This is a genomic window from Rhodococcus sp. NPDC057297 (genome assembly GCF_042667435.1).
Lineage (GTDB): Bacteria > Actinomycetota > Actinomycetes > Mycobacteriales > Mycobacteriaceae > Rhodococcoides.
Genome location: NZ_JBHUZE010000011.1, coordinates 92,957 through 117,859, shown reverse-complemented (window position 1 = coordinate 117,859; position 24,903 = coordinate 92,957). Strand labels below are relative to the sequence as shown.

Genomic DNA, 24,903 nt, shown 5'->3' with positions numbered 1-24,903 from the left:
CCTGACTTCTACCTGTTCCCTTCCGTGATCGTCGTGAATGCGTCGTTCGTGGTAGCTGCAGGCGCACCCACCGAGGTCCGCCGCTTCGGCACAGCGACCGTCACGAGCGCACCCATGAGCGCAACTGCAGCGAAAAGGTAGAACGCAGTGGACGAGGCGATGCCTGCCCCGAGGAGGAACCCGCCGATCAGAGGGCCGAATATGCCTCCGAGCCGGCCGAATCCGGCACACCAGGCGACCCCGGCTGCGCGTGCAGTGGTCGGGTAGTAGTTCGACACGTACCCGTAGATCAGAACCTGGGTTCCGATCGCGCCGACGCCGGCGCCTGCGACAGCCGTGAGCAGAACCCCCAAGGGAAGCTGTGCGGTCAACACGATCAGCGAGAGAGCCGCCAGACAGAACGTCACCGCGACGACTTTCTGCGGGCCGGTCCGGTCTGCCACGCGCGAGGCGATGAGCCCACCGACGATCGCACCTCCGTTGAGGACGAGCAGGAAGGACAACGAACCCTTCGCGTTGTATCCGGCTTCGGACATGATCTGTGGCAGCCACGTGTTCAGGCCGTAGGTGAGCAACAATCCGGAAAAGCTCATCATGCCGAGTAACGCTGTGGGCCGCAGAAGTGGCTTACGCGCCAACGCGGCGAATCCGACGCGATCGCCGGTCTCGTTCGCTTCGGCCACGGGCATCGGAATCCCTGTCCGGTCGCAGACAGCTTTGGCATCGGCGCCCCTTCCGCGCGCCACCAGCCATCGCGGCGATTCCGGCATGCGCAGAAACGCCAACGGGAGCAAAATCACCAGCGGAAGCGCGCCGAGCCAGAACAATCCCCTCCACCCGATCGAGTCCTCGAGGGTGATCGCCGCAATCGATGCCAATACACCGCCGGCTGGAATTCCGCTGTAGACAATGGCATTGAACAGGTTTCGCTTACCTTGCGGTGCGAATTCCGCGATCATCGCACCGACCGTCGCCACCAGACCACCCACTCCAATTCCGGTCAGGAAGCGAAGAACGCCGAAGGTGCCGATGTTGTGCGCCAAAGCCGTTGCGGCCATGCCGACCGAAAACCACACGATGCAGGTGAGCATCGTCTTACGTCGACCGATGCGATCTCCGAAAGCACCGGCGAGTAACGCCCCGACGAGCACACCGACCAACGCGTAGGAACCGAGCGCGCCTGCCGTACCTGGATCGAGTTGCCCGAGCTGTGACGAGTCGGCGAGCAGAGTAGGTAGCACGGTGCCGTAGACGACCAGGTCGTACCCGTCGAAGACGATCGCGACGGTCGACAAGACGACGATCCACAGGACGCTGTTGCGATGTTCGTTGCTGACCCATCCGTCCGGGGCCATGCGCGCAGGTGATCCTGGTGGTGGAAGTTGTGAGGTTGACATGGAGAATCCTTAGATCGAAGAGGGTTCGTCGGGAGGTAGGCGTAAGCCGGTCACTGTGACGAGCATCTCGATCGTGTCGCTACCTGGGGCAGATCACACCAGGGCTTTGCCCAACCTTGGCCTAGGATTCTGCTGCGAACGTCGGTCGTTCCCGAGCTTTGGTTGCCGCCAACTCTGCGCGTGAACGGATTCCGAGTTTCGCGTAGACCCGCGTCAAGTGAAACTGAACCGTTTTCACCGAAAGAAACAGCTCTGACGCGACTTCACGATTGGTCATTCCGGTCGACACGAGACCGGCAACGGCGTCCTCCTGTGGTGTCAACGTGTCGCTGGGACGGTCTTTGAGGACAGCGTGCACTCCGCCGGCCTTCAATTCTCGGTCGCACCTGCGGACGTACGTCGTGGCACCGATCGCCAGGTATCCCTCGCGGGCGGCAGCTATCACGCTGTCTGCCTCACGACGCTTGCCTGCACGCCGTAGCGTCTGTCCGTACGCGAAGTTGACGCGAGCACGATCGTAGACCAGTGGAAGCGGTGCCAGCAGCGTGAGAGCGTGCTCGAACGACACCCGTGCCGAGTCGAGGTCGCCCAGTGCGCCGTGCAGACGTCCCCGAGCACAGGCCAGTCTGGCCGATCCGGACCTGTGCGCGTTCACCGTCGCTCTGGCCTCGTGCTCGGCGAGAAATTCGTCCGCTTCCTGCAGACGACCCTCGACGACGAGAGCGTTTGCGTACACGTCCGGCCACGGCCAGAAACCGGTCTCGGACACATCCTTGCGTGCCCACGGTTCGGTCAGCGGGGCGAGTGCCCGCAACACTGCCGGGTAGTCGGCCCGTGCTTCGGCGACTGCGGCGTGAGCCAGGGCCGCGGGTACTCGCATGATCGCATAATCGCGCGCTCCGGCGTCCCCCCGACGCGCGCTGTCCGACGCCGCTACCCAGTCTCCGCGCAACGCATGAATCTGAGTTGCAGTCCACTGCAACAACGGAACGATCAGCGCCTGTCCGGAACTGTCCCCTAGATCGGCACCTTCACCGACCGTCCGCAACGCAGCATCCCAATCGCCGGTCACGAAATAGGTTCGGGCAACCCAAGCGCGGGCCCACAAAGCGATTCGGGTGGACCCTCCGAGAAAGTCGGTCGGTGCGGCCGATTCCAGCTCGGCTCGAGCGAGTTCGACATGGTCGGTCGCAAGATGTAGCCACCCTGCACCCATCTGAACGCGCTGGCCTACGGCCCCGGTACCAGCTTGGCCCCAGAGATCTCGATAGCTCGCCAGAGCTTCCGTAGTCCGACCGGTACCACCGAGTCCGAGGCCCCGTATGGCCTGGGCTTCGACTGCCGTGGAATGGTCGGCGCCGACCAACTCCACGGCACGGTCTGCCCACTCCACCAACTTTGCACCGTCGCAGCGCGCAAGATTGTGCAACACCTGCCGGTGGCAGATCACCGCGGCGATCTCCGGCTCCCGGCTCGTGCGGACCAATTGCCAGGCGCGTTCGAGGCGCGCGTCGGCTTCCTGTGGACGACCGCGAAGGATCGCGAGATAACCCAGAACTGCATTGCGCATCGGCGTCTCGGCGAGAGACTCGATCTCGGCCACATGTCCCGCCGCGGTTCGCACATCTCCCGCACCGAGAAGCGCGTCCACTGCCCTCACGATCATGTCGTCGCGACGCCCCGGCTCCACGGCAGTTCTACTCGACAATTCGAACAACTCTGCGGCCGTTGCCCATTCGCCACGAGCCGCGCGTTCGGTTGCCAGGTGGGCGAGTTCCTCGCTCATTCCGATCCCGGGTAGAGGGTCGGCTTCGACGGTGTGGGCGAGCACATCGGCTGGGTCCGTGAGCACTTCGGCTGCTTGCCTGTGCATGTGCGCACGAAGCGGTCGGCTCATCGTCGCGAGAACGGCCGCGCGAACCATCGGATCGGGAATGTCGAGAACGATCGCGGACGATTCGTGATGCACCACGAGCAAACCACGTCGCTCGGCGGCATCGATGGCCGTCCACGGATCCTCGATCCGTGCAAGGGAGCACACCGTCGGAAGCGCGCCCGCAGACCCGAGGACGGCAACAGCCTCGACCATGCGACGCGCAACCGAATCGCATTCCGACAACGACGCCCGAACCTCGGAAAAGACAAAAGAGGGTGCCGGGAGTTGTGGGCGGACCCCACGCCACACGTCCCGAGGTAACTCGTCGAGCAGTGCCGAGATGTGCTTGGGCAGGCCTCCGGTGTGGCGGACCAACTCTCCGACCGACGACACGGACAGCGCAATTCCGCGTTCGGCCGCCATCTCGGCAACAGAGCCGATCCTGAGCGGTGACAGAACGAACCGACGATCCGCCGCCACGTCCAGTACTCGATGTGTTTCTGGATCTCCCGCGGGGCGGGGACGTCTGGTGCACACGACCGCCAGTCGCGCGCTTCTGTTGTGCCGTACTGCCGTTGCCAGTGCCCGAAGCGAACTGGCATCGGCGTCCTGCGCATCATCGATCAACAGAACAGTCGCCAGTGGCCCCTCCGCCGAGACGGTGAGCAAAGCAGAGACGATGTGAGCGGCAGGTGCGAAGTAGTCGTCCTGCGTTCCTCGGACCGTCGACGACGGAGCCAACTGATCGAGAACACCGAACGGAATCGCAGACTCCCATGGCACTCCCACCACTCGAACGACTCGCGGCGGCGCGTCCCGAATCTCCAAACGCTGTGCGAGGCCCTCGAGAAAAGCGGACCTCCCAACTCCCCTCGCTCCATCGACTACCACGAAGACCGAACCGGATTCGTCCATACGCGAGATCGCGGCGAGCAGTTCCTCCAACTGTTCGCCGCGTCCCGTCAACACGACCCGTTCGGTCATGGTTTCACGGTAGTCATCCCGGCCGATGCGGTCTCGGGATCGCGCGAAGCCCGACATGTCCGCAGACCCGGTCAGCCCAGATCTCCGCCGGCAACCGGAAGAACGGTTCCGGTGATGTACGACGCCTCTTCGGAGGCCAGGAAACAGATCGCCGCAGCTTGCTCGTCCAAGGTTCCGTAACGGCCCAGCAGCGACGAGTCGACGGTCTGATCGACGATCGCCTGGTACCACTCCTTCTCCTGATCGGTGGACGGCGCAGGTCCGCGCGCTACTCGCCGAGGAGGCGCGTCGGTACCTCCCGGAGCAGTCGCCACGACACGCACACCGTGCGGAGCAGCCTCGAGTGCGAGCGCCGACGTGATGGCGTTCACACCGCCTTTCGCCGCCGCGTAAGGGACTCGGTGTACACCCCTGGTGGCGACCGATGACACGTTGACGATTGTGCCTCGGCCCCGTTCGATCATGTGCCCGATCACTGCGCGACACGACCACAGGGTCGGGAACAACGACCGAGAAATTTCCTTCTCTATCTGATCAGGGGGGTAATTCGCGAACGGCTTGGCCCAGATCGTCCCGCCCACCACGTGGATCGCCACGTCGATGCGCCCGAATTCCGTCAACGCCTTCTCGACAGCAGCAGACGCGCCGTCCCAGGTCTCCAGGTCGGCGAGCACGCTCGTCGCGTCGACGCCGTCCTTCACGAATTCCTCGGCCAGCGAGTCCACCAACTCCGATCGGTCTGCCAGCAGCAGCGTTCCGCCCTCCGCTGCTATCCGTCGGGCAACGCATTCACCGATGCCTTGGGCAGCACCGGTGACCAACACCGCCTTACCCGAGAATCGACCTGGGGTGACGAACTTCGGTCGCTTGGACACTGCAGTGTCGTGCATGGCCCGCTTCATGGTGATCTTGGATCGGTCTGCGTGCTCGGCGATCAACGTCCTCGCCCGGTCACGGTCCCGGGCTTCGAATGCGTCGACGATGTCGAGGTGGTCCTGCGCGCACAACGGGTCGCACCACGTCGCATTACGCAACGCCTCGGCCATTGCGGCTTTCACCCCGAGTGCCTGATACGCCTGCAGTAGATGTTCGTTTCCGGTTTGCGTGAAAAGGTAGTCGTGGAACGCAGCATTGGTCTCGGTATAGGCCGCAGCGTCGAGGAATCGGTCGCCTTCGACATATTTCGTCGTCGTCTCGGCCAAGAGTCGGTAGCCGGCGATCTGCTGTGTACTGAGCCGTCCGATCACCAATTCGAGCGCGCCCAACTCCAGGGCTCGACGTGCCTCGAAAACCGCATCGGACTCGTGCACTGACGGATGTTCCTCGCCGATTTCGTATCCGTCGGAGAGCTCCGGATCGATCGCGGGCGTTTCCACGGTGTCGCGATCGAACAGAGGCGTGATCTCCCGTTCGGTCCAGATTCGCTGTCCCGCCAATGAACGTGCGTCGCCGTTCTCGAGCATGGGCGAGCCTGCATCGAGCTCTACCGGTTGCGCATCAGAGCCGGCCTTGGCTACGTGCTGGCCCGCGATGGCGCGCATGGCCAGCAGCTCGTCTTCGCGCGGGACGAGGGTGTCGGTCGACCGTGCAGGGGCGAGATCGCGTCGATCGAACAGCGGTCGGCCGAAGAGGGTTCGCGACGCAGTTCCGATCGGCTCGGCGGCGGTCGTGACGTTCGCGTGTATCACCTCACGCGGCGGCGGGCCGGACTCGACGTCGAGCACTGCATCGGGCTCCGGTCCGACTTCGCCGACGGAATCGACGGAATCGACGGAATCGACGACGACACTGTTGGCCAATTCGTCTGCGGGAGCGCCAGTGTCGGGTTCAGGCTCCGCAATCTTGGATGCAGACTGTGTCGACGGCGCGAATTTCTCATAGTAGAAGCCAGTCGGCTCGACACCTTTGTCGGCGAAGTAGCTGCGGACTGCCTCGACCATCGGGGGTGGGCCACAGAGATACACCGCGACGTCGCCATCGTTCAGGTGCTCGTCTTCGATGAGAGAGGTGACGTATCCCTTGTTCGGAGCCGAGGATTTCGGATCTGTGACCACATAATCCCAGGTGAACGATTCCAGAGTCTTGGCAAGAGCAGCAAGCGTGTCCAGCTCGACGAGATCGTCGTCCGAGCTCACCCCGTAGATCAAGTGGATCGGCCGCGTGCTCGAATCGATCTCCAATTTGCGCAGAATCGACAGTATCGGGGCCAGTCCGGTGCCCCCGGCAAGCAGAAGGGCAGGGCGGTCGGCTTCGCGAAGGAAGAAGCTGCCATGAGGACCGGTGAAGGTGATGTCCTCACCGACGTCAGCGCGCTCGGACAGGTATCTGGACATGAGTCCACCCGGTGTCAATTTGACCAAGAACTCGAAGTCCTCCGAGCCCGGGGCTGTGCTGAACGAGTAGGACCTCGTGTCCGAACTGCCTGGCACCGAGATGTTGACGTACTGGCCCGGCAGGAACGCCAGGCCCCCGGGAGGCGCTTGAACAGCGAGTCGGACAGTCGTCGGAGACAGCTCCTCGACCGCAGTAATAGTGGTGTCGTGCGAAGCGGCCTTCGTCTTCGCCACTGCCGACGTGCTTGCGATCTGGAGGACAAGATCGGACTTGGGACTCATGCTGCACGGCAGGCAGAAACCCTCGTCCGCTTCCTGCGGGCTCAGCGCATCGTCGAGGTAGCTTCCCGCGTCGAACTCGCCGGACTCGCATACCGCCTTGCACGTGCCACACGCGCCGTCACGGCAATCCAGCGGAATGTTGATGCGTGATCTGTAGGCAGCGTCGGCAACGGTCTGGCCGGGCTCGCAGTCGACGAATCGGGTGACACCGTCCTCGAACGACAGTGCTACGCGGTGGCTCATGTGCAGTCACTCATTTCAGAGAGTCCTCTCCGACCTGTGCTTTCGAGGCAAGGATCGGTCAGAAGTGATAGATATCGACGACGTGGTGGATGTAGTCGTTCTTGAGCACCACGGTCTTTCGGCGAATGAGTGGTGCGTCACCGGAAAAGTCGATCGTGTAGAACGATGTCCCGTAGTACGGGTCGATTGTCTTGTAGCGGAAGTACATCGTGTGCCAGTTGAACCGAACATCGACAATGTCGCCGCGTCGTTCTATCACCTCGACGTTGCTGATGTTGTGGCTCGTGCGCGGTTCCGGAATCGATGTCGCGCTGGATCGTTCGGTCCTGATCCGGAACACCCGGTCTTCCAGACCACCCTTGTTCTCGTAGTAGATCAGAGAGATGTCCGTCTGCGGGTCCTCGGTGAGGAGGTCGTCGTCGCCCCAGCTGGGCATCCAGTATTCGACGTCGTCGGCATAGCACGTGAGCCACTTCTCGAACTCGCGGTCATCGAGGTAGCGGGCCTCGCGGTACAGAAACTGCTCGATTGCGACCTGATCGATCACGCGGGCTGAATCTGCCGGGGCCGAGTTCTCGTCGGTCGTTGCGGCGGTCATGCTCGGGCCTCCTTCGGCTGCGTAGCGCCGGCACTCTCCGCGGCGCGTTGCTTCTCGAGTGCGTCGAGCAGGGTCTGGCGCCAATAACCATGCTGGACCGTGAACAGTCCTTCGTCCTCGTTCTTGACCCCTGCCGAGATGACGCCGTGCATGTCGAGCGCCTCTGCTACGGGGTCGGGTCCGGTCAGCCAGTGCTCGGCACCGCGGCTCATGTCGTTCCAGGGCGCGTTCGTCGCCTGGAAGGTGAGTTGGCACGACCGAAACTCCTCCAGGTCGTCCGGGGTTGCCATACCCGACGCGTTGAAGAAGTCCTCGTACTGACGAATCCGGTGCGAACGCGCGGCTTTGCTCTCCCCTTTGGGAGCGATGCAATAGATCGTCACTTCGGTCTTGTTGGGTGCGATCGGTCGAAACTGTCTGATCTGCGTGCTGAATTGGTCCATCAGATAGACGTTCGGATACAGGCACAAGTTACGCGAGCCCTTCACCATGAACTCACCTTTTGCATCGCCGAACTTCTCTTTGAGCTTGTCCATCTGGTCCCACAGAGGACGATCCTGCGGGTTCGCAGCCCAGGTCCACAGGCAGAGATGTCCGTTGGGGTAGGACCAGTACCCTCCCCCGGACTTACCCCAGCCGCCTGCGTCGAGTGCTTTGGTGGTGTTCTTGGACTCTCCGTTGTTACGCCGTGAAGTAGTGGCGGCGTAATTCCAATGCACAGCCGAGACATGATAGCCATCGGCACCGTTCTCTGCCTGCACTTTCCAGTTTCCGTCGAATGTGTAGGACGACGAACCGCGGAGAACCTCCAGCCCATCCGGTGACTGGTCGACGAGCATGTCGATGACCTTGGTCGTGTCGCCGAGGTGTTCTTCGAGCGAGGACACATCATCGTTGAGACTTCCGAAGAGGAATCCGCGGTAGCTCTCGAACCGTGGGACCTTCGTCAGGTTGTGCGAGCCTTCGACGTCGAACGTGTCCGGGTAGCCTGCCCCGTCGGGATCTTTGACCTTGAGCAACGTCCCGTCGTTCCGAAAAGTCCAACCGTGGAAGGGACACGTGAGGGTGGGGCGATTGTCCGTCTTCCGGCGGCACAGCATCGCACCTCGATGAGCACACGCGTTGATGAGGCAGTGCAGTTCACCCTCTTTGTCGCGCGTGATCACGACAGGCTGACGCCCCATGTGCACAGTGAAGTAATCGCCATTGTTGGGCAGCTGGCTTTCGTGAGCCAGGTAGATCCAATTGCCCTCGAAGATGTGTCTCATCTCGAGCTCGAACACTTCTTCGTCGGTGAAAATACTGCGGTTTGCGCGGTACACCCCAGCCTCGGCGTCATCCACGACGGCATTGTCGAGGGTGGCCTGTACGTGATCCAAGATCTCGGTCATCTAGTCCTCCACAGAAGTTTGTTCCCTGGAACACGACAATTTCACCGAGTGGCATCAATCACACTAGGTATCACCCTAGGTCTGACCCAGGGGACCTTTGATAAGCATTGCTTATCAATCGACCATTTTTCGTTCTTTGTCAACGACCCAATACGAGAATACTGTGAACGGGATCACGCTGACGTACTGAAGCGAACACCGAGGGGGCACGGCTGCATGGAACTGAGACACCTCCAGCACTTCGTCGCGGTTGCCGAGGAGCGGCACTTCGGTCGTGCCGCGACACGACTGGGATTGGCGCAGCCAGCAGTGTCGCAGTCGGTCCGGCAACTGGAGAAAGAACTGGGTGTCGCTCTTTTCGAACGGACCACTCGCCAGGTCCGCAGGACGCCCGCGGGCGAATTCTTCTACCGCGAGACCGTCCGGAATCTCGACGGTCTCGCCCACACTCGACGCTCGGTACGGCGCATCGCGGCCGGTCGACAAGGCCTGATCAGGCTCGGGTTCACCGGTACGTCCTCGTTCGACAGACTGCCGGTGATTGCGCGTACCGCGAAGCAGCGCATGCCCGGCGTCGCCCTCGAGATCCACGGCGACCTATTGACTCCCGCGCTGGTCGACGGGCTACGATCCGGCCAACTCGACCTGGCCGTGCTGAGGCCGCCTGTCGCCGGGACCGACCTCGTCGTTCGCACTATTGCCGAGGAATCCCTCGTCGCGGCACTTCCAATCGACCACAGGCTCAGCGTTGAACCGGTTCTCGCGATCACCGATCTCGCTCAGGAGGACTTCGTCATGTACAGCGACCCCGATTCGGCGGTGAACGATGCCGTCGCACGATGTTGCCGCGCAGCCGGATTCACTCCTCGTCGCCAGCATGCTGCACCGGGGACATCGGTGTTGCTCGCGTTGGTCGCCGCAGGCCTCGGTATCGCCTTGGTCCCGGAGTCCGCACGTGCACTTCCGCTGGGCGGGGTAACTTTCCGGGAGATCGAGAACAGCGGAACTGTCGATCTAGCTCTGGCGTGGAACGAATCGCCGCCCTCGGCACTGGTGAACAACTTGCTCTCCGCACTCGACGTTGCCCACATTCCGACGTCCGACAGAGCCGGCACGAGCTACGTCGATTCCCCGGACGGGGAGGGTGTTCGATGACGGTCATCGACAGTAGTCGGGACGCGGACAACAGCGATCTGTGGAGAACCGAGCTGAGCTCTGCCTTCGCAGGCCTGCTACCGGAGGGCGTCGACGACCGTCCCACGAGAGGCACGATCGTCGCAGCCTCACTCGGTGCCGTACGCACATTTCGCGTTTCGGGTTCACCCCAGATCGTTCGACGTACCCGTGGCGCAGTGAGACGCGAACCGACAGACACACTGAAGGTATGCGTTCAGTTACGCGGTCGAGCGGTCGTGCACCAGGGTGAGAACGAGCTGCAGATCAACCCCGGGCAACTCGCCGTGTACGACACGGGCTCCGCGTACGATCTGCTGTTGGAGGGCGACTGGGAATGCGCCGTCATGGCGTTCCCACCGAGCTCGTTGCATTTGCCGCGCCGTTGGATCGACGATGTAATGCACCACGTGCACGATGCATCGTCCGGTGCCGGAACGGTATTGGCCTCGTTCATCCACGCGTCCCTGGCGACCGGTGAATCGGATCGAACGGGTTCCCGCCTGCGTTTCGCGGACGCCGGCATGCAGCTTCTGTGCAGCGCGCTCACCGAGACTCCCCCAGCGCCCTCGAAGGACAATGCCGCCGAGGCCCTCCGTCTGACGGTCCTCGATTACGTACGGAGGAATCTTCACGACATGGAGCTGTCGCACAACACGGTTGCCGCTGCGCACGGTTTGTCCACCCGCACGCTCGACCGACTTTTCGAACACGAGCAGACAACCGTCGCTGCCAGCATCCGCGACTGGCGCTTGGAAGGCGCCCGACGCGAACTACTCGACGTCCGCGCGCGACGGGTCACCATCGGCGCAATCGCCGCGCGCTGGTGCTTCGCAGACGCTGCGCACTTCTCGCGGTTGTACAAGCGCCACTTCGGATCGTCTCCCTCCTCGGACCGAGACGAATTCGAGTAGCGGTCGCAGGGATGGCGGAAACTGCTCGAGGCTATGACGGAAAAGGTCAATTCGGGGTCGTGCATCGCGCGCATAGTTGCTGCACTCGCACGCAGCACATAGCGATTCGCCGAAAGGACTTCAGGGGAGTATGAGTGAAACATTGGCCGGTACCGACTGGCACGGCAAGATCTACAGCGGCGGTTGGATCGACGGCCGTGGCGGCATCAGTCCCACCATCGAACCCGCCACCGGTGCCACACTCGGTCAGATCGGTCTGGCCGACGCGCAGGATGTCGCCGACGCGGTCGAGCGCGCGCAGGCCGCCCAGCCGGCGTGGGCAGCCCTTCCCGGTCACGAGCGCGCCGCGCGCATTCGCGATATTGCGAAGTTGCTCGAACAGAACGCTTCCGAATTCGAAGAGTGGTTGATCCGCGAGGGCGGATCCGTGCCAGGCAAAGCAGCCTTCGAGGTCGGCTTGGTTCTCGGTGAATTGTGGGAAGCTGCAGCACTTCCGACCCAGCCGTACGGTCACCTCCTGCCGACCAGCGAAACCGGCCGCGACAGCTTCTCTCGCCGCGTTCCAGTGGGCGTGGTGGGCGTCATAAGCCCGTGGAACTTCCCGCAGATCCTGTCGATCCGTGCGGTTGCTCCTGCGCTCGCGCTCGGGAACGCCGTCGTCCTCAAGCCCGACGTGCAGACCTCCGTTTCGGGCGGCGTCCTGTTTGCACGGCTGTTCGAGGAGGCAGGTCTCCCGGAAGGCCTGTTCCACGTCCTGCCGGGTGATGCCGAGCCTGGTGCCGCCGTCGCCGAACATCCGGGAATCGGAGCCGTCTCGTTCACCGGTTCGACGGCGGTCGGACGCAAGGTAGGCGAGACTGCAGGTCGCACGCTCAAACGAGTATCCCTGGAACTCGGCGGAAACAACGCCATTCTCATTCTCGACGACGCAGACCTCGATGTTGCTAGTTCGGCCGGCGCCTGGGGTGCATTCCTCCATCAAGGGCAGGTCTGTATGACCGCAGGCAGACACATCGTGCTCGAATCCGTTGCGGACCAGTACATCGGGAAACTCGCGGCGCGGGCCAGGAATCTGCCTGTGGGAGATCCGTTCACCGAGCAGGTTGCACTCGGCCCGCTGATCAACGAGTCGCAGTTGAAGAACGTCGATCGGATCGTGTCGAAGACCATCGCGGACGGAGCCGAGCTTCGCGCAGGCGGCACATATCAGGGCCTCTTCTATCAACCCACCGTGCTGGCTGGAGTGACCACCGACATGGCAGCATTCCGCGAGGAAATTTTCGGACCTGTTGCCCCCGTCGTCGTCGTGAAGGACGAGAACGAGGCAGTCGCCGTCGCGAACGATACCGAATACGGTCTGGTGGCAGCCATTCAGACCGGATCCGTGCAGCGAGGACGAAATCTCGCAGATCGATTGCAGACCGGCATCATTCACATCAACGATCAAACGCTGAACAACGATGCGTACGCACCGTTCGGCGGATTCGGCGCCTCTGGCAACGGAACGCGCTTCGGCTCGCAGAGCAGCTGGGACGAGTTCACTCGATGGCAGTGGATCACCACACGCGAAGAAGGCCATCCGTTCCCCTTCTGACACCGCGCTGATCCGCCCCGCACCGCATTCAGGCCCCTCCATCCGGCGGGGCCTGAGTGCGTCGGTGTGCACAGCCACTTCGATTGCGGCTGACGCATTTCAACTACGGTTGTGACGGAAATAATCAACTTTCGTCCTCATGTGGGCTGCATAGTGAACGAAGAACGCAAGTGTGGCACCGATCACATGCGCAGAACCTGCCGATCGCGGCGATCGACGGCCGACGGAGCTTCATCTGCGCCCGAACAGGTTCTCGTGGAGGCGTTCTCAACACACACGTGAGGAATTCGAATGAAAACACAAGCGGCGATTCTCTGGGAACGCGGCGCCGAATGGAGTGTCGAGGAGATCGACCTCGATCCGCCGAAGGCGGGTGAGGTTCTCGTCGAACTCGGCGGCAGCGGATTGTGCCACTCCGACGAACACGTCGTCACCGGCGACCTGCCCTGGCCGCTCCCGATGATCGGCGGCCACGAGGGTGCAGGAACAGTTCTCGAAGTCGGACCGGGAGTCACGAATGTGGCCGCGGGCGATCAGGTGATCTTCGGATTCATTCCAGCCTGCGGGCGATGTTCCGCGTGTTCTGCTGGAATGCAGAACCTGTGTGAGTACGGCCAGTACCTGGGTGACGGCACTCAGATCTCCGATCACACTGCACGACACCATGCGCGGGGGCAGGATCTCGGATTGATGTGCCTGCTGGGCACTTTCGCTCAGCACACTGTTGTCAGCGAGGCGAACTGCATCAAGATCGAACCAGGGATCGGACTCGACAAAGCGTGTTTGCTCGGATGCGGCGTCGTCACCGGGTGGGGTTCGATGGTGTTGGCTGGAAACGCCCGAGCGGGCGACACAGTCGTAGTAGTCGGCACCGGTGGAATCGGCATAAATGCTGTGCAGGGCGGAGCGCTCGTCGGCGCACAGCACGTCGTCGCCGTCGATCCTGCGGATTTCAAGCGGGAGAAGTCCCTCGAGCTCGGAGCTACGCACGCAGTGTCGACCAGCGAGGAGGCTCAGGAACTCGTCATGGAACTGACCTGGGGAAAGGGTGCCAATGTGGTCGTCAACACGATGGGTGTCGGCGAAGGAGACCAGATCGCGAAGTCGTTGGCGATGACGGCAAAGCGCGGAAGTGTCGTCGTGACCAACCTCCACCGCGCGACCGAGGAATCGGTGTCGATGAGTGCACTCGACTTGGTCCTCATGGAAAAGCGCGTGATCGGATCTCTGTTCGGGACCGCGAACCCCCGCTACCACATCCCTAAGCTGCTCTCCCTGTACGCAAGCGGGCACCTCAAGCTCGACGAACTCGCAACCCGGACATACAAGCTCGACGACGTCAACACCGGGTACACCGACATGAGAGAGGGCCGAAACCTACGCGGCGTCATCACGTTCTGACGTGACGCGATGATCCCCGCTCGATGCGGCTGCGATGCAGCCGCATCGAGCGGTCACCACATCTGCCTCAGTTGGTCGAGTCTCCCGATGCCCTGCGCTGCGGACGCTGACGGTCCATCTCACGGCCGGCAATTGGCGTCGCACCGGAAATCGGCGAACTGAACGTTCGCGACGGCCCGTGAAGTTTCTCGTACGTCGCGCGCTCCTTCGACAGTCGCTCCTGCGCACGATCGCTCTTGAGGTCCGCCGGTAGACCGGGTAGTTCGAGCCGTCGCGCTCTGTTCAGGTCCATGAAGGCCAGCGTGTAGAACAGCGCGAGCAACACACTCAGCAGAACCATCGACGCACGAAGCCAAAGCGCACCGGGAAACAGGAGCAGGAACGCAAAGAATATCGGTGTGAAAGGAAGCAGGCCTCTGATCAAGTGCCGTGGAACCGCGCCTGGACCGACAAGGTCGTGTCGAACCCACTCCCGCATCGAAATGGGTAACGGTCGACCGAAGACTGCGTACATGAACCATTGAGCGGGGTTCGGCCGCCCGCTCCCCGTGGTGATGTCGGTGTTGCGTGCATCCTGTCGCGGACGCCGTGGTCGATGTCCATTCACGGCTTCAACGCCCCTGCGGACACAGCCGACGCGTTGATTCGCGCAAGGGCTACACGGAGATGCTCCAACTCGGCAAGATCCACGCCCAGTCGCTCGACTACGGCTCCGGGTATTGCTTCCGCCCGAGACCGCAGTGCCGCGCCCTCGTCACTGAGGTGGACCTCGAGAACCCGCTCGTCGGTCGCGCTTCTGGAACGGATCAGCATCCCAGTTGCCTCCAGCCGCTTGAGCAGCGGGGACAACGTCGGCGAATCGAGTTGCAGAGCCTCCGCTATCCCTTTGACCGTTCGCGGAGACTGTTCCCACAGTGCAAGCATCACCAGATACTGCGGGTGCGTCAGACCCATCGGTTCGAGAAGCGGGCGATACACGGAGAGGACGGCACGGTTCGTGACCGCAAGAGCGAAACAAACCTGGCGATCGAGCGCGAGTGGATCCACGACCTCGGTTTCGGTTGGCATAGGCCCACCGTACGCGATATCAACACGTGCACGAACTATTAGTGCCCTAATTATTAGGGTGAATCACGACACGACCTGGCCCGGCGTTCGATCCACAGAAAGATTTAGAAGAGCACGCGAGATATCGCCTCTGCCACCAACGCGGGCTTCGGTGCGTCCTCGATCTCGAGTGTCTGTGAGACAGAGACTTGAAGAGCGCCGCCCTTCACCTCTTCGACCGAAGTGAACACCGAACGAAGACGGACGCGCGCGCCGACACGAACAGGATTGACGAACCGCACCTTGTTGGATCCGTAATTGACCACGAGCTTGGCACCGTCGACCGCGTAGATCTGCGCAGCAAGGGCCGGCAGCAGCGCCAGCGACAGATATCCGTGCGCAATCGGTCCGCCGAAAGGACTTTCCCGAGTCGCACGATCGACGTCCACGTGTATCCACTGATGATCACCGGTCGCCGCCGCGAAGTGATCGACCATCTCCTGGGTGATGAGCGTCCATTCGCTCGTGCCCAGTTCCTCCCCGACGGCGGCGTCGAGATCCGCGGGTGTTGTGAAGGTACGCATTGTGGGATTCGCCTTTCCGCTACAGATCGATGTTCTCGAACACGGCAGCGAGACCTTGTCCGCCGCCGATGCACATTGTTTCCAGGCCATACCGACCACCGCGCCGCCGCATCTCGCGCAAGAGGGTCGCGAGGATCCGCCCACCTGTGGCACCGACCGGGTGTCCGAGCGATATTCCGGAACCGTTCGGGTTGAGTCGATTGTCGTCCGGCTCGATCCCCCACGTACGTAACACGGCAAGCGTCTGCGCAGCGAACGCCTCGTTGAGCTCGATCACGTCCATGTCGGCCATCGTCAATCCTGCACGGCCGAGCGCTTTCTCGGAGGCCGGTACCGGCCCGATACCCATGGTTCGAGGCGGCACACCGGCCAGCCCCCAGCTGACGAGACGAGCGACCGGCCGTAATCCGAGCGCTGTTGCTCGCTCCGGCGTGGTCACGATCGCGAGGGCTGCACCGTCGTTCTGGCCGCTTGCGTTGCCTGCGGTGACGGTTGAGGCCGGATCGATCTTCGACCGAATCGGGCGAAGCGTGGCAAGAGATTCGACCGACGTGTCGGCGCGGGGGTGTTCGTCGGTATCGACCACCACCGGTTCACCGCGGCGCTGCGCAACCGGCACGGCCACGATCTCCTCCGCGAACACGCCGTTCCTTTGGGCTGCGACCGCACGTTGATGTGACTGGACCGCAAGTGCGTCCTGATCGTCGCGACTGATGTCGAATTCCTCGCGCAGGTTTTCGGCCGTCTCGATCATTCCCCCGGGAACCGGGAAGTTGTTCCCGCCCGCGGTCACTCGGGCCCTCGCGAGCCGATCGCTCAACGCCACCGACTCGGCTTTCACTCCCCACCTCATACCGGTGGCGTAGAACTCGGCCTGGCTCATACTCTCGACACCTCCGGCCAACACCAGATCGCTGCCACCCGTCTGCACTTGCATGCACGCCTGAAGGACAGCCTGAAGTCCTGACCCGCACCGACGGTCCACCTGCTGGCCGGGAACTTCGATTCCGAGCCCCGCATCCAGCGCGGCGACTCGACCGATCGCAGGCGATTCTCCGTTCGGGGACGCCTGTCCGAGAATGACGTCGTCGACGACGCCGCCGTCGATTCCGGTACGGGCACACAGTTCCGCGATGACGATGGAGGCTAGTTCCTGTGGTGATACGTCGCGAAACACGCCCCCGAAACGCCCTACCGGCGTGCGTAGCGGTTCACAGATGACAGCGTCTGGCATGGGTTTCCTTATCAGTGCTTGGACCGGGCGAGGCAGGATCGGATACCGAAGTTCCGTGCACTGCTACATGTAGCGTCCGCCGGTGACCTCGGAGACCGTCCCGGTCATGTACGACGACAGGTCGGACGCGTAGAAGAGGGCAACAGACGCAACCTCGCGTGGATCTCCTGCGCGCTGCATCGGAATTTCCGTCATCTTCTGATCCCACGCCTTCTGTGGCATCGCTTCGGTCATTGCAGTCTTGATCAAACCGGGTTGAACGACGTTGACCCGAACACCCAGGTGCGCCACCTCTTTCGCCGCAGCTTTCGAGAGGCCGACGATGCCGGCTTTCGCCGCCGAGTAGTTGCTCTGACCGATGAAACCCACCTTCGCCGAGATCGAGGACAGGTTGATGATCGACCCTCCACCGCTCTCACGCATGACACCCGCCGCGATCCGCGTACCGTTCCAGCATCCCTTGAGATGCACGTCGATGACCTGATCGAACTGATCTTCGGTCATCTTCCGCATGGTTGCGTCACGAGTGATGCCTGCGTTGTTGACCATGATGTCGATCGACCCGAAGGCAGACACAGCAGTATCGACCAACGCCTGTACGTCCTCGGCCGAGGTCACATTGCAGCGAACGCCGACCGCGTCTGTAGGCAGAGCGTCAGCAGCCTCCTTGGCCTTCGCTTCGTCGAGGTCACCGATGACGATCTTCGCGCCGTTCTCGGCAAACAGTGTCGCGATCGCCAGCCCGATACCCTGGGCTCCGCCCGTGATGACCGCTGTACGTCCTGAAATCATGAGAAGTCCTTTTTCCGTAGCTGGGTGAACAAGCGTCAGCGCGTGGGCGCTGCGTCCAATGCAGAGCTGTCGAACGCTGAGCTCTGTGCTGCGACCCCGTCACGCAGCAGAGCATCGGGATCCTGCCCGGCTTCGATCAGCAACGCGCGAGTGTGCTGTCCGAGCGCCGGAACATCACCCATCGGAGCTTCGAAATCTTCGAAGGTGCTCGGAGGCAGGAGAGCTCGCGCCGTGGCGTGTTCGGTGTTCACAGTGCGCCACCGATCTCGCTCGACGAGTTGAGGGTGGTCGACAACCTGCGCCATCTGTTTGACCTGCGCTGCCGGTATCCCGGCTGCGGCCAGCTTTGCGTCGAGGGCTTCGGTGGTGAACGTCGCCGTTCGTTCGGCGACGACGGAGTCGCACTCGCCTCGGTTTCGGACGCGCAGAACATTCGTGGCGAAGCGCGGATCGTCGGCCATTTCCGGGATATCGAGGACGCTGTTCACCAACGTCTGCCATCCACGGTCGTTCTGCACACCGATCAAGATTTGTCCGTCGCGCGTCGGATACCTGTCGTACGGTGCGATGGATATGTGGCTCACACCCATGCGAGGTGGCTGCACTCCGGTGTACATCTGGGTGTACATCGCGTGCCCCAGCCACTCGACAGTCGAGTCGAGCATCGACACGTCGATAGTGGCGCCCTCTCCTGTTCTACCGCGACGCAGAAGGGCGGCCAGAACCGATTGTGCGCAGTACATCCCGGTCGCGATATCAGCCGTGGGGATACCGGTCTTCGCAGGTTCGTCGGGGGTGCCGGTGATGGAGATCAAACCGGATTCGGCCTGAATCAACATGTCGTAGGACTTGCGGTCACGCATCGGCCCGCCGTTGCCGAAGCCGGACATGTTCACGACGACCAACTCAGGCCGAGCTGCCCGCAGCTCATCGGCACCGAAACCGAGTCGTGCTGCGGCACCCGGAGCAAGATTCTGAATGAACACGTCTGCGGTGCCGATCAGTTCGTGCACCACCGCACGTCCCTGCGGAGCCTTGAGATCGATTGCGAGAGATTCCTTGCCGCGGTTGAGCCAGACGAAATGAGCGGCCGTCCCGTGGACCGCATGGTCGTAGCCCCGTGCCAGATCCCCTCCGTCGGTGCGCTCGATCTTGATCACCCGCGCGCCGAGGTCGGCAAGGTTTCTCGTCGCAAGCGGTGCAGCGACGGCCTGTTCGATCGCTACGACAGTGAAACCTTCGAGTGGTGCGTTCATTTGGTGCGCTTCTGTTCCGCGCGGATCAGCCCTCCGCCAACAATCAGGCGCTGGATTTCACTGGTGCCTTCGTACAAGCGCAGCAGCCGGACATCGCGGTAGATGCGTTCGACGGGGACCTCGCGCATATATCCTGCACCGCCGTGGATCTGGACCGCGAGATCGGCTACCTTGCCGACCATTTCGGTGCAGAAGAGTTTGACGGCAGAGGGGGCGATGCGTCGGTCTGTTTCCTCGACCCAAGCCCTCGCTGCTTCCCGAACCATGGCGCGGCCGGCCATGACCCCTGCCTGCTGGTCGGCGATCATTGCTTGGACCAATTGGAAGTTTCCGATCGGCTCTCCACCTTGCGTCGACGCCGCGGCGTAGGACACCGATTCGTCGAGCGCCCGTTGAGCTTGACCAACAGCCAACGCCGCAATATGCACTCGCCCGCGCGCCAACGAGGTCATGGCCGCTTTGTACCCGATGTCGCCGTTGCCGCCGACAAGCGAGTCGGCCTCGACCCTCACGTCGGTGAACGTCACGTCTGCAGTTCCGGATCCCTGCTGGCCCATCTTGGCGTCCTTCACCCCGACGGTGATTCCCGGAGTGTCGGCAGGGACAAGGAACACAGCGATACCGTTACCGCTCTCAGGTTTCGGATCCACCTTGGCAAATACGACGAACATATCGGCAATCGGGGCGTTGGTGATGTACCGCTTGTTGCCGTTGATCACCCAGCCCGAGCCGTCGACCTTGGCTGTCGTCCTCAGTCCAGCGGGATTCGATCCGGCACCGTCCTCGGTCAGAGCGAAGGAAGCGACGATGTCACCTGCTGCCATACCCGGCAGCCACTTCGCCTTCTGCTCCTCGGTACCGAAACCGACGAGAACCTGCCCAGCAATCCCGTTGTTGGTACCGAACATCGACCTCAGTGCCAGCGACGTGTAGCCGAGCTCCATCGCGACTTCGACATCCTGAATCAGATTGAGACCCAGTCCGCCCCATTCCTGCGGAATCGCGAACCCGAACAGGCCCATCTCCGCGGATTGTGTCCGCACATCCGCCGGGATTGCGTCTTCGTTCATGATTTCGAGTTCACGTGGCACGACGCGCGAGCGAACGAAGTGCGAGATCTGCTTCAGTACGTCGGCGAAGACGTCGTCGGGTACATCGGGATTCAGCGTGTCCATGTACTCACTATCGTGGCGCACATTACAATCAGTCAAATACTTAATTGGTACTTCTGTTATACAGAATCAGAAATAAAGGAGAAGGCATGGATGTCGAACAGCTGCGAGCGTTCCTCGCGGTCGCCGAGGAACTCCATTTCGGTCGAGCGGCGGCACGCTTGCACGTCGCGCAACCACCGTTGAGTCGCACCATCAAACAGCTCGAAAAGCACCTCGACGCCACGCTGTTCGATCGAAACACCCGATCGGTTCGTTTGACCGCGAGCGGGCAGGCCCTCATAGGGCCCGCCCGAGCTGTCCTGGAAGCGATGCGGTCTGCGGAAGACGCGGTCAAGTCGGCCGACGGCGGTGAGACCGGGCGAGTCAAGATCGCATTCGCCGGAGTGTCGACGCATCGGATGGTTGCGCGGCTGGCACGAGTCGTCCGATCGCAGCATCCGGGCCTCGAGTTGGAGCTCTCCAGCCAGAACTTCGCGCAGCCGGCGATGAAACGGCTGCTCAACGGTGATACGGACATCGCGCTGGGCAGGTGGGACGTCATTCCGTCGGGCATCGAGTCCGAGATCGTCCTACGCGATCACCTGGTGGTGGCGTTCGCAGACACCCACCCACTTGCGGACGCCCGACACGTGCGCATCGACCGGTTGGCGACCGAGCAGTTCGTGTCACTCCCCCTGCACGAAGGCTCGGTTCTCCCCGATCGACTACGACGCCTCGCCGACGCTCACGGGTTCGTCGCGGATGTAGTGCAGATTGCGCCGGATACTCAGACCGCGCTGGCCTTGGTCGCGGCCGAGGTCGGGTGCCACCTCACCTTGGCCTCGGTGGCGGACAACGTGACCGACCCACACGTGGTCTTCGTTCCACTGGACGACACGACGGCGGACGTGGACATGAGAGCCGCGTGGCGGCGTGACAACACCAATCCCGCTCTGCGAGTAATTCTCCGCAACGTCGTCGGACTCGACGGCCCCGAGTGACCCCCCCCCCCCGAAAGGTCAGAGGGATCCTTCACCCTCGTCGAGCCCCAATTGACGCACTCGTCGGTACAACGTCGTCCGGCCGATTCCGAGCAGCTCCGCGGCGAGCGACTTGTTTCCGCCGGCCCGGTCGAGCGCTTCGATGATAGCCACGCGTTCAGCCGATTCCATCATGGTCAGCTTTCGACGTGCGGGCGCTCGCTGTAGATGCTCCGGTAAGTGTGTTCGCTCGATGACGGACGTAGGAACCTCGGACGCCAAGGTCGTCAGTACATCGGTGAGTTCCGCGATGTTCCCGGGCCACTCGGCCTGCATCAACGACTGCAGCGCCGTGGGCGACATCGAGTGCCGACGGGTGGTGTCCACCCGATCGAGCACACTGCGCACGAGTCCAGGAATTCGATCCGGCGTATCGACGAGAGGCCGGATATGCACGTCGACGCCCCACTCCTCGACCAGATTCTTGATTGCGGGCGTGGACGACTCCATCGACACGGTGAACGTCAGCACACTCTTCCGGCCCAGTGTCACGGCCTCTCGATGAGCGGCCACAAGCGACGCGATTGCATCGGTGTCGTCGTCGTCCGTGATCGACTCCAGCCGCCGGACCAGGACGTCACGACCACCGGCCAGAAGGTCCGAAATCGCCGACCACGGTGTATCCGTGCCCGAGGCAAGAAGTACGACCTCGAGGTCCCCGATCAGCCCACGATCGTTTCGCAGGGTGAGCGCTTCGGTGGCACGGCCCGACCCTGCAGGACCGGCGACGACTGCAACTGCAGCCCGTGTATCGGCCGCTTCGCCGGAACGGGGCGCAGCGTTCGATGAAGACACCGTCCCGCCCGCTGGACGTTCGTCCGTCGGAATCGGAGCGAAATGCAGCACGTAGTAATCGCGTGCCCCCTCCACCACCCGCCTGGCAGCCACGGCAACCGTTCCGGATTCGATCTCCCAGTGAGCAGTACTTCTGGTGGACCAGTCGTGTTCGCTCAGCCGATCCCACAGAAGCACATGGGAATCCACACTGACGTACGGGAGCCCCGGCGTGTTCGCGAGGAGTGACTCACGGTCCATGATGACCGTCGGACGTCGCGAATTTGCATAGCGCATGAAGGACATTGCCAGCGCCAGGTCTTGTGGCCTGGCCGCAGCTTTGAGTCGTTCTTCGATCTGCTGGCCGATCTCTTTCGTGAGAGTGAGCATCAGCGAACTCGCAACATCGAGGGGGCCACCGAGCGATACCGACCCGATCACCAGACCGGACGGCGTGTAGACCGGCACCGCGGCGCATGCCAGGACAGCCAGGGACTCGTTGAAGTGCTGGCTGCCCTCGATGTAGACCGCACGGCCCTCCACCATCGAAGTGCCGAGCCCGTTGGTCCCGATCGTGTTCTCGGAGTAATCGAAACCCTCCGCAGCATTCACACGATCCAGCTTGCGTCGAAGTCCCCGGTCGCTGGCCCGGCGGGCCACGATGCTGCCCGCTCGGTCACTCAGAAACAGTGTCGTCCCCGTGTTCGACAGCTGGTCCTGCCAGCGGTCGAGCACAGGGTCTGCCGCTCGACGCAGAATCGAATCCGCATCGATCTCGTCGTACTTCTGAGACGGCAGCATGCTGTCTGCACTGCTACCGATCGAGCGTCTCCAACTCCGCAGAATGAGCTCCGGCACCACACCCTCGTCCGGCACGCCGGCCAGCAAACCGGCACGCATCAGGTGCCGTTTCGCCTCGCGAACCACATCACTCATCGCCATCTCCAGCATCTTCTTTTCAGACTGTCAATCATCCCTGAGCATCAAAAGACGTCGCAATCCGTATCCGATTATGTTCACACATGCATAACTGCTGATCAAAGGGCCCGGACCATGGTGTTCCACATTGGCACACCCCACTGCTATGTGCGCCACTTCACCATTGTGGACAGAGAACGTGAACTACACCACAAAGGCCGTAGGCCGGAGGAGCTATCACATGACGACACACCAACCCGACCAGATCCGCGAGATCGACGCGCTCGTCGTCGGGTGCGGTTTCGGTGGCATCTACATGTTGTACAAGCTGCGCCGAGAACTCGGATTGAACGCAGTCGCCATCGACAAGGCCGGCGGAGTCGGCGGAACGTGGTTCTGGAACAAGTATCCAGGTGCCTTGTCGGATTCCGAAGGATTCGTCTACCAGTACTCGTTCGATCGCGATCTGTACGACCAGACCACTTGGAACACGAAGTTCGTTCGTCAGCCACAGATCCTCGAGTACCTGAACGGTGTCGTCGATCGATACTCGCTGCGCGAAGACATCCAGCTGGAAACCACGATGACGTCCGCGAGCTTCGATGAGGTCGCCGGCATCTGGACCGTGACCACCGACCGCGGAGTCACATTCAAGGCGCGTTACCTCGTCAATGGTCTCGGCTTGCTGTCGGCAACCAATGTCCCGAATTTCCCCGGTGTCGAGAACTTCGAGGGACGATTGGTTCACACCGGCGCGTGGCCCGAGGATCTCGACCTCACCGGCAAGCGCGTGGGTGTCATCGGAAACGGTTCGACCGGAGGCCAGGTCATCACGGCCGTCGCGCCGATCGCGGGTCACCTCACCTCCTTCCAGCGCACTCCTCAGTACAGCGTTCCCGCAGGCAACCGCGTGCTGTCGAACGAGGAGCTGGCCAGCCAGAAGGAAAACTTCGAAGCCAACTGGGACCAGGTCCGCAACTCGAGCGTCGCAATGGGATTCGTCGAGAGCGAAATCGAAACCTTCAGCGTCTCCGCCGAAGAACGCGAGAGCATCTTCCAGCGCGCCTGGGACGAAGGCGGCGGCTTCCGCTTCATGTTCGAGACCTTCAGTGACATCGCCACCAATGTCGATGCAAACGAAGAGGCTGCAAAGTTCATTCGTGCGAAAATCGCCGAGATCGTCAAGGATCCCGAGACGGCTCGCAAGCTGACGCCCACCGACCTCTACGCCCGCCGTCCGTTGTGCGACTCGGGCCTCTACGAGACGTTCAACCGCGACAACGTGTCGCTCGTCCATGTCGGCGAAAACCCCATTCGCGAGCTGACTGCCGAGGGGATCGTCACCGAGGACGGAGAACTGCACAAGATCGACGTTCTGATCTGCGCAACCGGGTTCGACGCCGTCGACGGCAACTACGTCAAGGTCGATATTCGAGGCCGCGACAACGAAAGCCTGAAGGAGCACTGGCAGGACGGTCCGACGAGCTACCTGGGTATGGCCACGACCGGCTTCCCGAACATGTTCATGATCCTCGGCCCGAACGGTCCTTTCACGAACCTGCCGCCGTCGATCGAGACCCAGGTCGAGTGGATCTCGGACACGATCAAGAACATCGAGGAGAACTCGACCGGTTGGATCGAGGCCAAGCCGAACATCGAAACCGAATGGACGGAGATCTGCTCCGACATCGCCGAGCAGACGCTGTTCCCCAAGGCTGCCTCGTGGATTTTCGGCGCCAACATCCCCGGTAAGAAGCGCACGGTCATGTTCTACCTCGGTGGAATCAAGGAATACCGTTCCGTTCTCGACAACGAGAAGGCTTCGGGTTACCCGAGCTTCCTCACCCAATCCGACGTGTTGAAGCCCGCCTGAGTCGAACGTCGAACTGAACACCGCACACATCACGCCGGCCGGCTG

At 62.2% G+C, this 24,903-nt stretch carries 19 protein-coding genes; 6 read left to right on the top strand and 13 right to left on the bottom strand.

What is annotated here, in order from left to right; translation table 11 throughout:
* Positions 1 to 8 precede the first annotated feature (8 nt).
* The 5 genes from ACFULT_RS24980 to benA form a co-directional block, all read right to left on the bottom strand.
* Positions 9 to 1,397, bottom strand: coding sequence for an MFS transporter (locus ACFULT_RS24980; protein WP_371828895.1), 1,389 nt, complete (start codon positions 1,395 to 1,397; stop codon positions 9 to 11).
* A gap of 121 nt (positions 1,398 to 1,518) precedes the next feature.
* Positions 1,519 to 4,257 (bottom strand): LuxR C-terminal-related transcriptional regulator, encoded by a 2,739-nt coding sequence (locus tag ACFULT_RS24975; RefSeq protein WP_378482828.1) that lies wholly within the window; start codon positions 4,255 to 4,257, stop codon positions 1,519 to 1,521.
* Positions 4,258 to 4,328: 71 nt separating this feature from the next.
* Positions 4,329 to 7,115, bottom strand: coding sequence for a benzoate 1,2-dioxygenase electron transfer component BenC (gene benC, locus ACFULT_RS24970; RefSeq protein WP_378482827.1), 2,787 nt, complete (start codon positions 7,113 to 7,115; stop codon positions 4,329 to 4,331).
* Between the two features lie 58 nt (positions 7,116 to 7,173).
* The gene (gene benB / locus ACFULT_RS24965) at positions 7,174 to 7,713 is read right to left on the bottom strand and encodes a benzoate 1,2-dioxygenase small subunit (protein ID WP_037112990.1); all 540 of its coding nucleotides are present in this window, start codon (positions 7,711 to 7,713) and stop codon (positions 7,174 to 7,176) included.
* Positions 7,710 to 9,104, bottom strand: coding sequence for a benzoate 1,2-dioxygenase large subunit (benA, locus tag ACFULT_RS24960; protein ID WP_378482826.1), 1,395 nt, complete (start codon positions 9,102 to 9,104; stop codon positions 7,710 to 7,712). Before benA ends, benB begins: the two co-directional genes overlap by 4 nt.
* A 216-nt stretch (positions 9,105 to 9,320) precedes the next feature.
* On the opposite strand from benA, the gene ACFULT_RS24955 reads away from it, so the two are divergent.
* The 4 genes from ACFULT_RS24955 to ACFULT_RS24940 all read left to right on the top strand — a co-directional run bounded on the left by ACFULT_RS24955 (position 9,321) and on the right by ACFULT_RS24940 (position 14,186).
* Positions 9,321 to 10,259 (top strand): LysR family transcriptional regulator, encoded by a 939-nt coding sequence (locus ACFULT_RS24955; protein ID WP_094719651.1) that lies wholly within the window; start codon positions 9,321 to 9,323, stop codon positions 10,257 to 10,259.
* Positions 10,256 to 11,191, top strand: coding sequence for a helix-turn-helix domain-containing protein (locus tag ACFULT_RS24950; RefSeq protein ID WP_378482825.1), 936 nt, complete (start codon positions 10,256 to 10,258; stop codon positions 11,189 to 11,191). Before ACFULT_RS24955 ends, ACFULT_RS24950 begins: the two co-directional genes overlap by 4 nt.
* A 130-nt stretch (positions 11,192 to 11,321) precedes the next feature.
* Positions 11,322 to 12,785: a benzaldehyde dehydrogenase gene (locus ACFULT_RS24945; RefSeq protein ID WP_094719653.1), complete on the top strand. Its 1,464-nt coding sequence runs from the start codon at positions 11,322 to 11,324 to the stop codon at positions 12,783 to 12,785.
* 291 nt (positions 12,786 to 13,076) lie between these two features.
* Positions 13,077 to 14,186: an NDMA-dependent alcohol dehydrogenase gene (locus tag ACFULT_RS24940; protein WP_037112983.1), complete on the top strand. Its 1,110-nt coding sequence runs from the start codon at positions 13,077 to 13,079 to the stop codon at positions 14,184 to 14,186.
* 67 nt (positions 14,187 to 14,253) lie between these two features.
* On the opposite strand, the gene ACFULT_RS24935 is transcribed toward ACFULT_RS24940, so the two are convergent.
* From ACFULT_RS24935 to ACFULT_RS24905, 7 genes are all read right to left on the bottom strand, one after another.
* The gene (locus tag ACFULT_RS24935) at positions 14,254 to 14,793 is read right to left on the bottom strand and encodes a DUF5313 family protein (RefSeq protein WP_378482824.1); all 540 of its coding nucleotides are present in this window, start codon (positions 14,791 to 14,793) and stop codon (positions 14,254 to 14,256) included.
* Complete coding sequence (locus ACFULT_RS24930) at positions 14,790 to 15,254, bottom strand: MarR family winged helix-turn-helix transcriptional regulator (protein WP_094719654.1); 465 nt, start codon at positions 15,252 to 15,254, stop codon at positions 14,790 to 14,792. Before ACFULT_RS24930 ends, ACFULT_RS24935 begins: the two co-directional genes overlap by 4 nt.
* Before the next feature lie 104 nt (positions 15,255 to 15,358).
* Positions 15,359 to 15,817, bottom strand: coding sequence for a MaoC family dehydratase (locus ACFULT_RS24925; RefSeq protein WP_037112980.1), 459 nt, complete (start codon positions 15,815 to 15,817; stop codon positions 15,359 to 15,361).
* A gap of 19 nt (positions 15,818 to 15,836) precedes the next feature.
* Positions 15,837 to 17,051, bottom strand: a complete 1,215-nt coding sequence (locus tag ACFULT_RS24920; protein WP_378482823.1) for an acetyl-CoA C-acetyltransferase — start codon at positions 17,049 to 17,051, stop codon at positions 15,837 to 15,839.
* Positions 17,052 to 17,114: 63 nt separating this feature from the next.
* Entirely contained in the window at positions 17,115 to 17,843 is a 729-nt protein-coding gene (gene fabG / locus ACFULT_RS24915) for a 3-oxoacyl-ACP reductase FabG (RefSeq protein ID WP_037112976.1), read from the bottom strand.
* Between the two features lie 35 nt (positions 17,844 to 17,878).
* Entirely contained in the window at positions 17,879 to 19,099 is a 1,221-nt protein-coding gene (locus tag ACFULT_RS24910) for a CaiB/BaiF CoA transferase family protein (RefSeq protein ID WP_378482822.1), read from the bottom strand.
* The gene (locus ACFULT_RS24905) at positions 19,096 to 20,274 is read right to left on the bottom strand and encodes an acyl-CoA dehydrogenase family protein (RefSeq protein WP_378482821.1); all 1,179 of its coding nucleotides are present in this window, start codon (positions 20,272 to 20,274) and stop codon (positions 19,096 to 19,098) included. Before ACFULT_RS24905 ends, ACFULT_RS24910 begins: the two co-directional genes overlap by 4 nt.
* Positions 20,275 to 20,360: 86 nt before the next feature.
* Between ACFULT_RS24905 and ACFULT_RS24900 the strand changes: the two genes are divergently transcribed.
* Positions 20,361 to 21,254 carry a LysR family transcriptional regulator gene (locus tag ACFULT_RS24900; protein ID WP_094719657.1) on the top strand — a complete coding sequence of 298 codons (894 nt, stop codon included), beginning with the start codon at positions 20,361 to 20,363 and terminating at the stop codon, positions 21,252 to 21,254.
* An 18-nt stretch (positions 21,255 to 21,272) separates the two neighbouring features.
* Here the strand turns inward: ACFULT_RS24900 and ACFULT_RS24895 are convergent, their stop codons facing one another.
* Positions 21,273 to 23,003, bottom strand: coding sequence for a helix-turn-helix domain-containing protein (locus ACFULT_RS24895; RefSeq protein WP_176459925.1), 1,731 nt, complete (start codon positions 23,001 to 23,003; stop codon positions 21,273 to 21,275).
* A 223-nt stretch (positions 23,004 to 23,226) separates the two neighbouring features.
* Here ACFULT_RS24895 and ACFULT_RS24890 point away from each other — a divergent pair, with 223 nt between their 5' ends.
* Positions 23,227 to 24,858: an NAD(P)/FAD-dependent oxidoreductase gene (locus ACFULT_RS24890; RefSeq protein WP_094719659.1), complete on the top strand. Its 1,632-nt coding sequence runs from the start codon at positions 23,227 to 23,229 to the stop codon at positions 24,856 to 24,858.
* Positions 24,859 to 24,903: the final 45 nt, after the last annotated feature.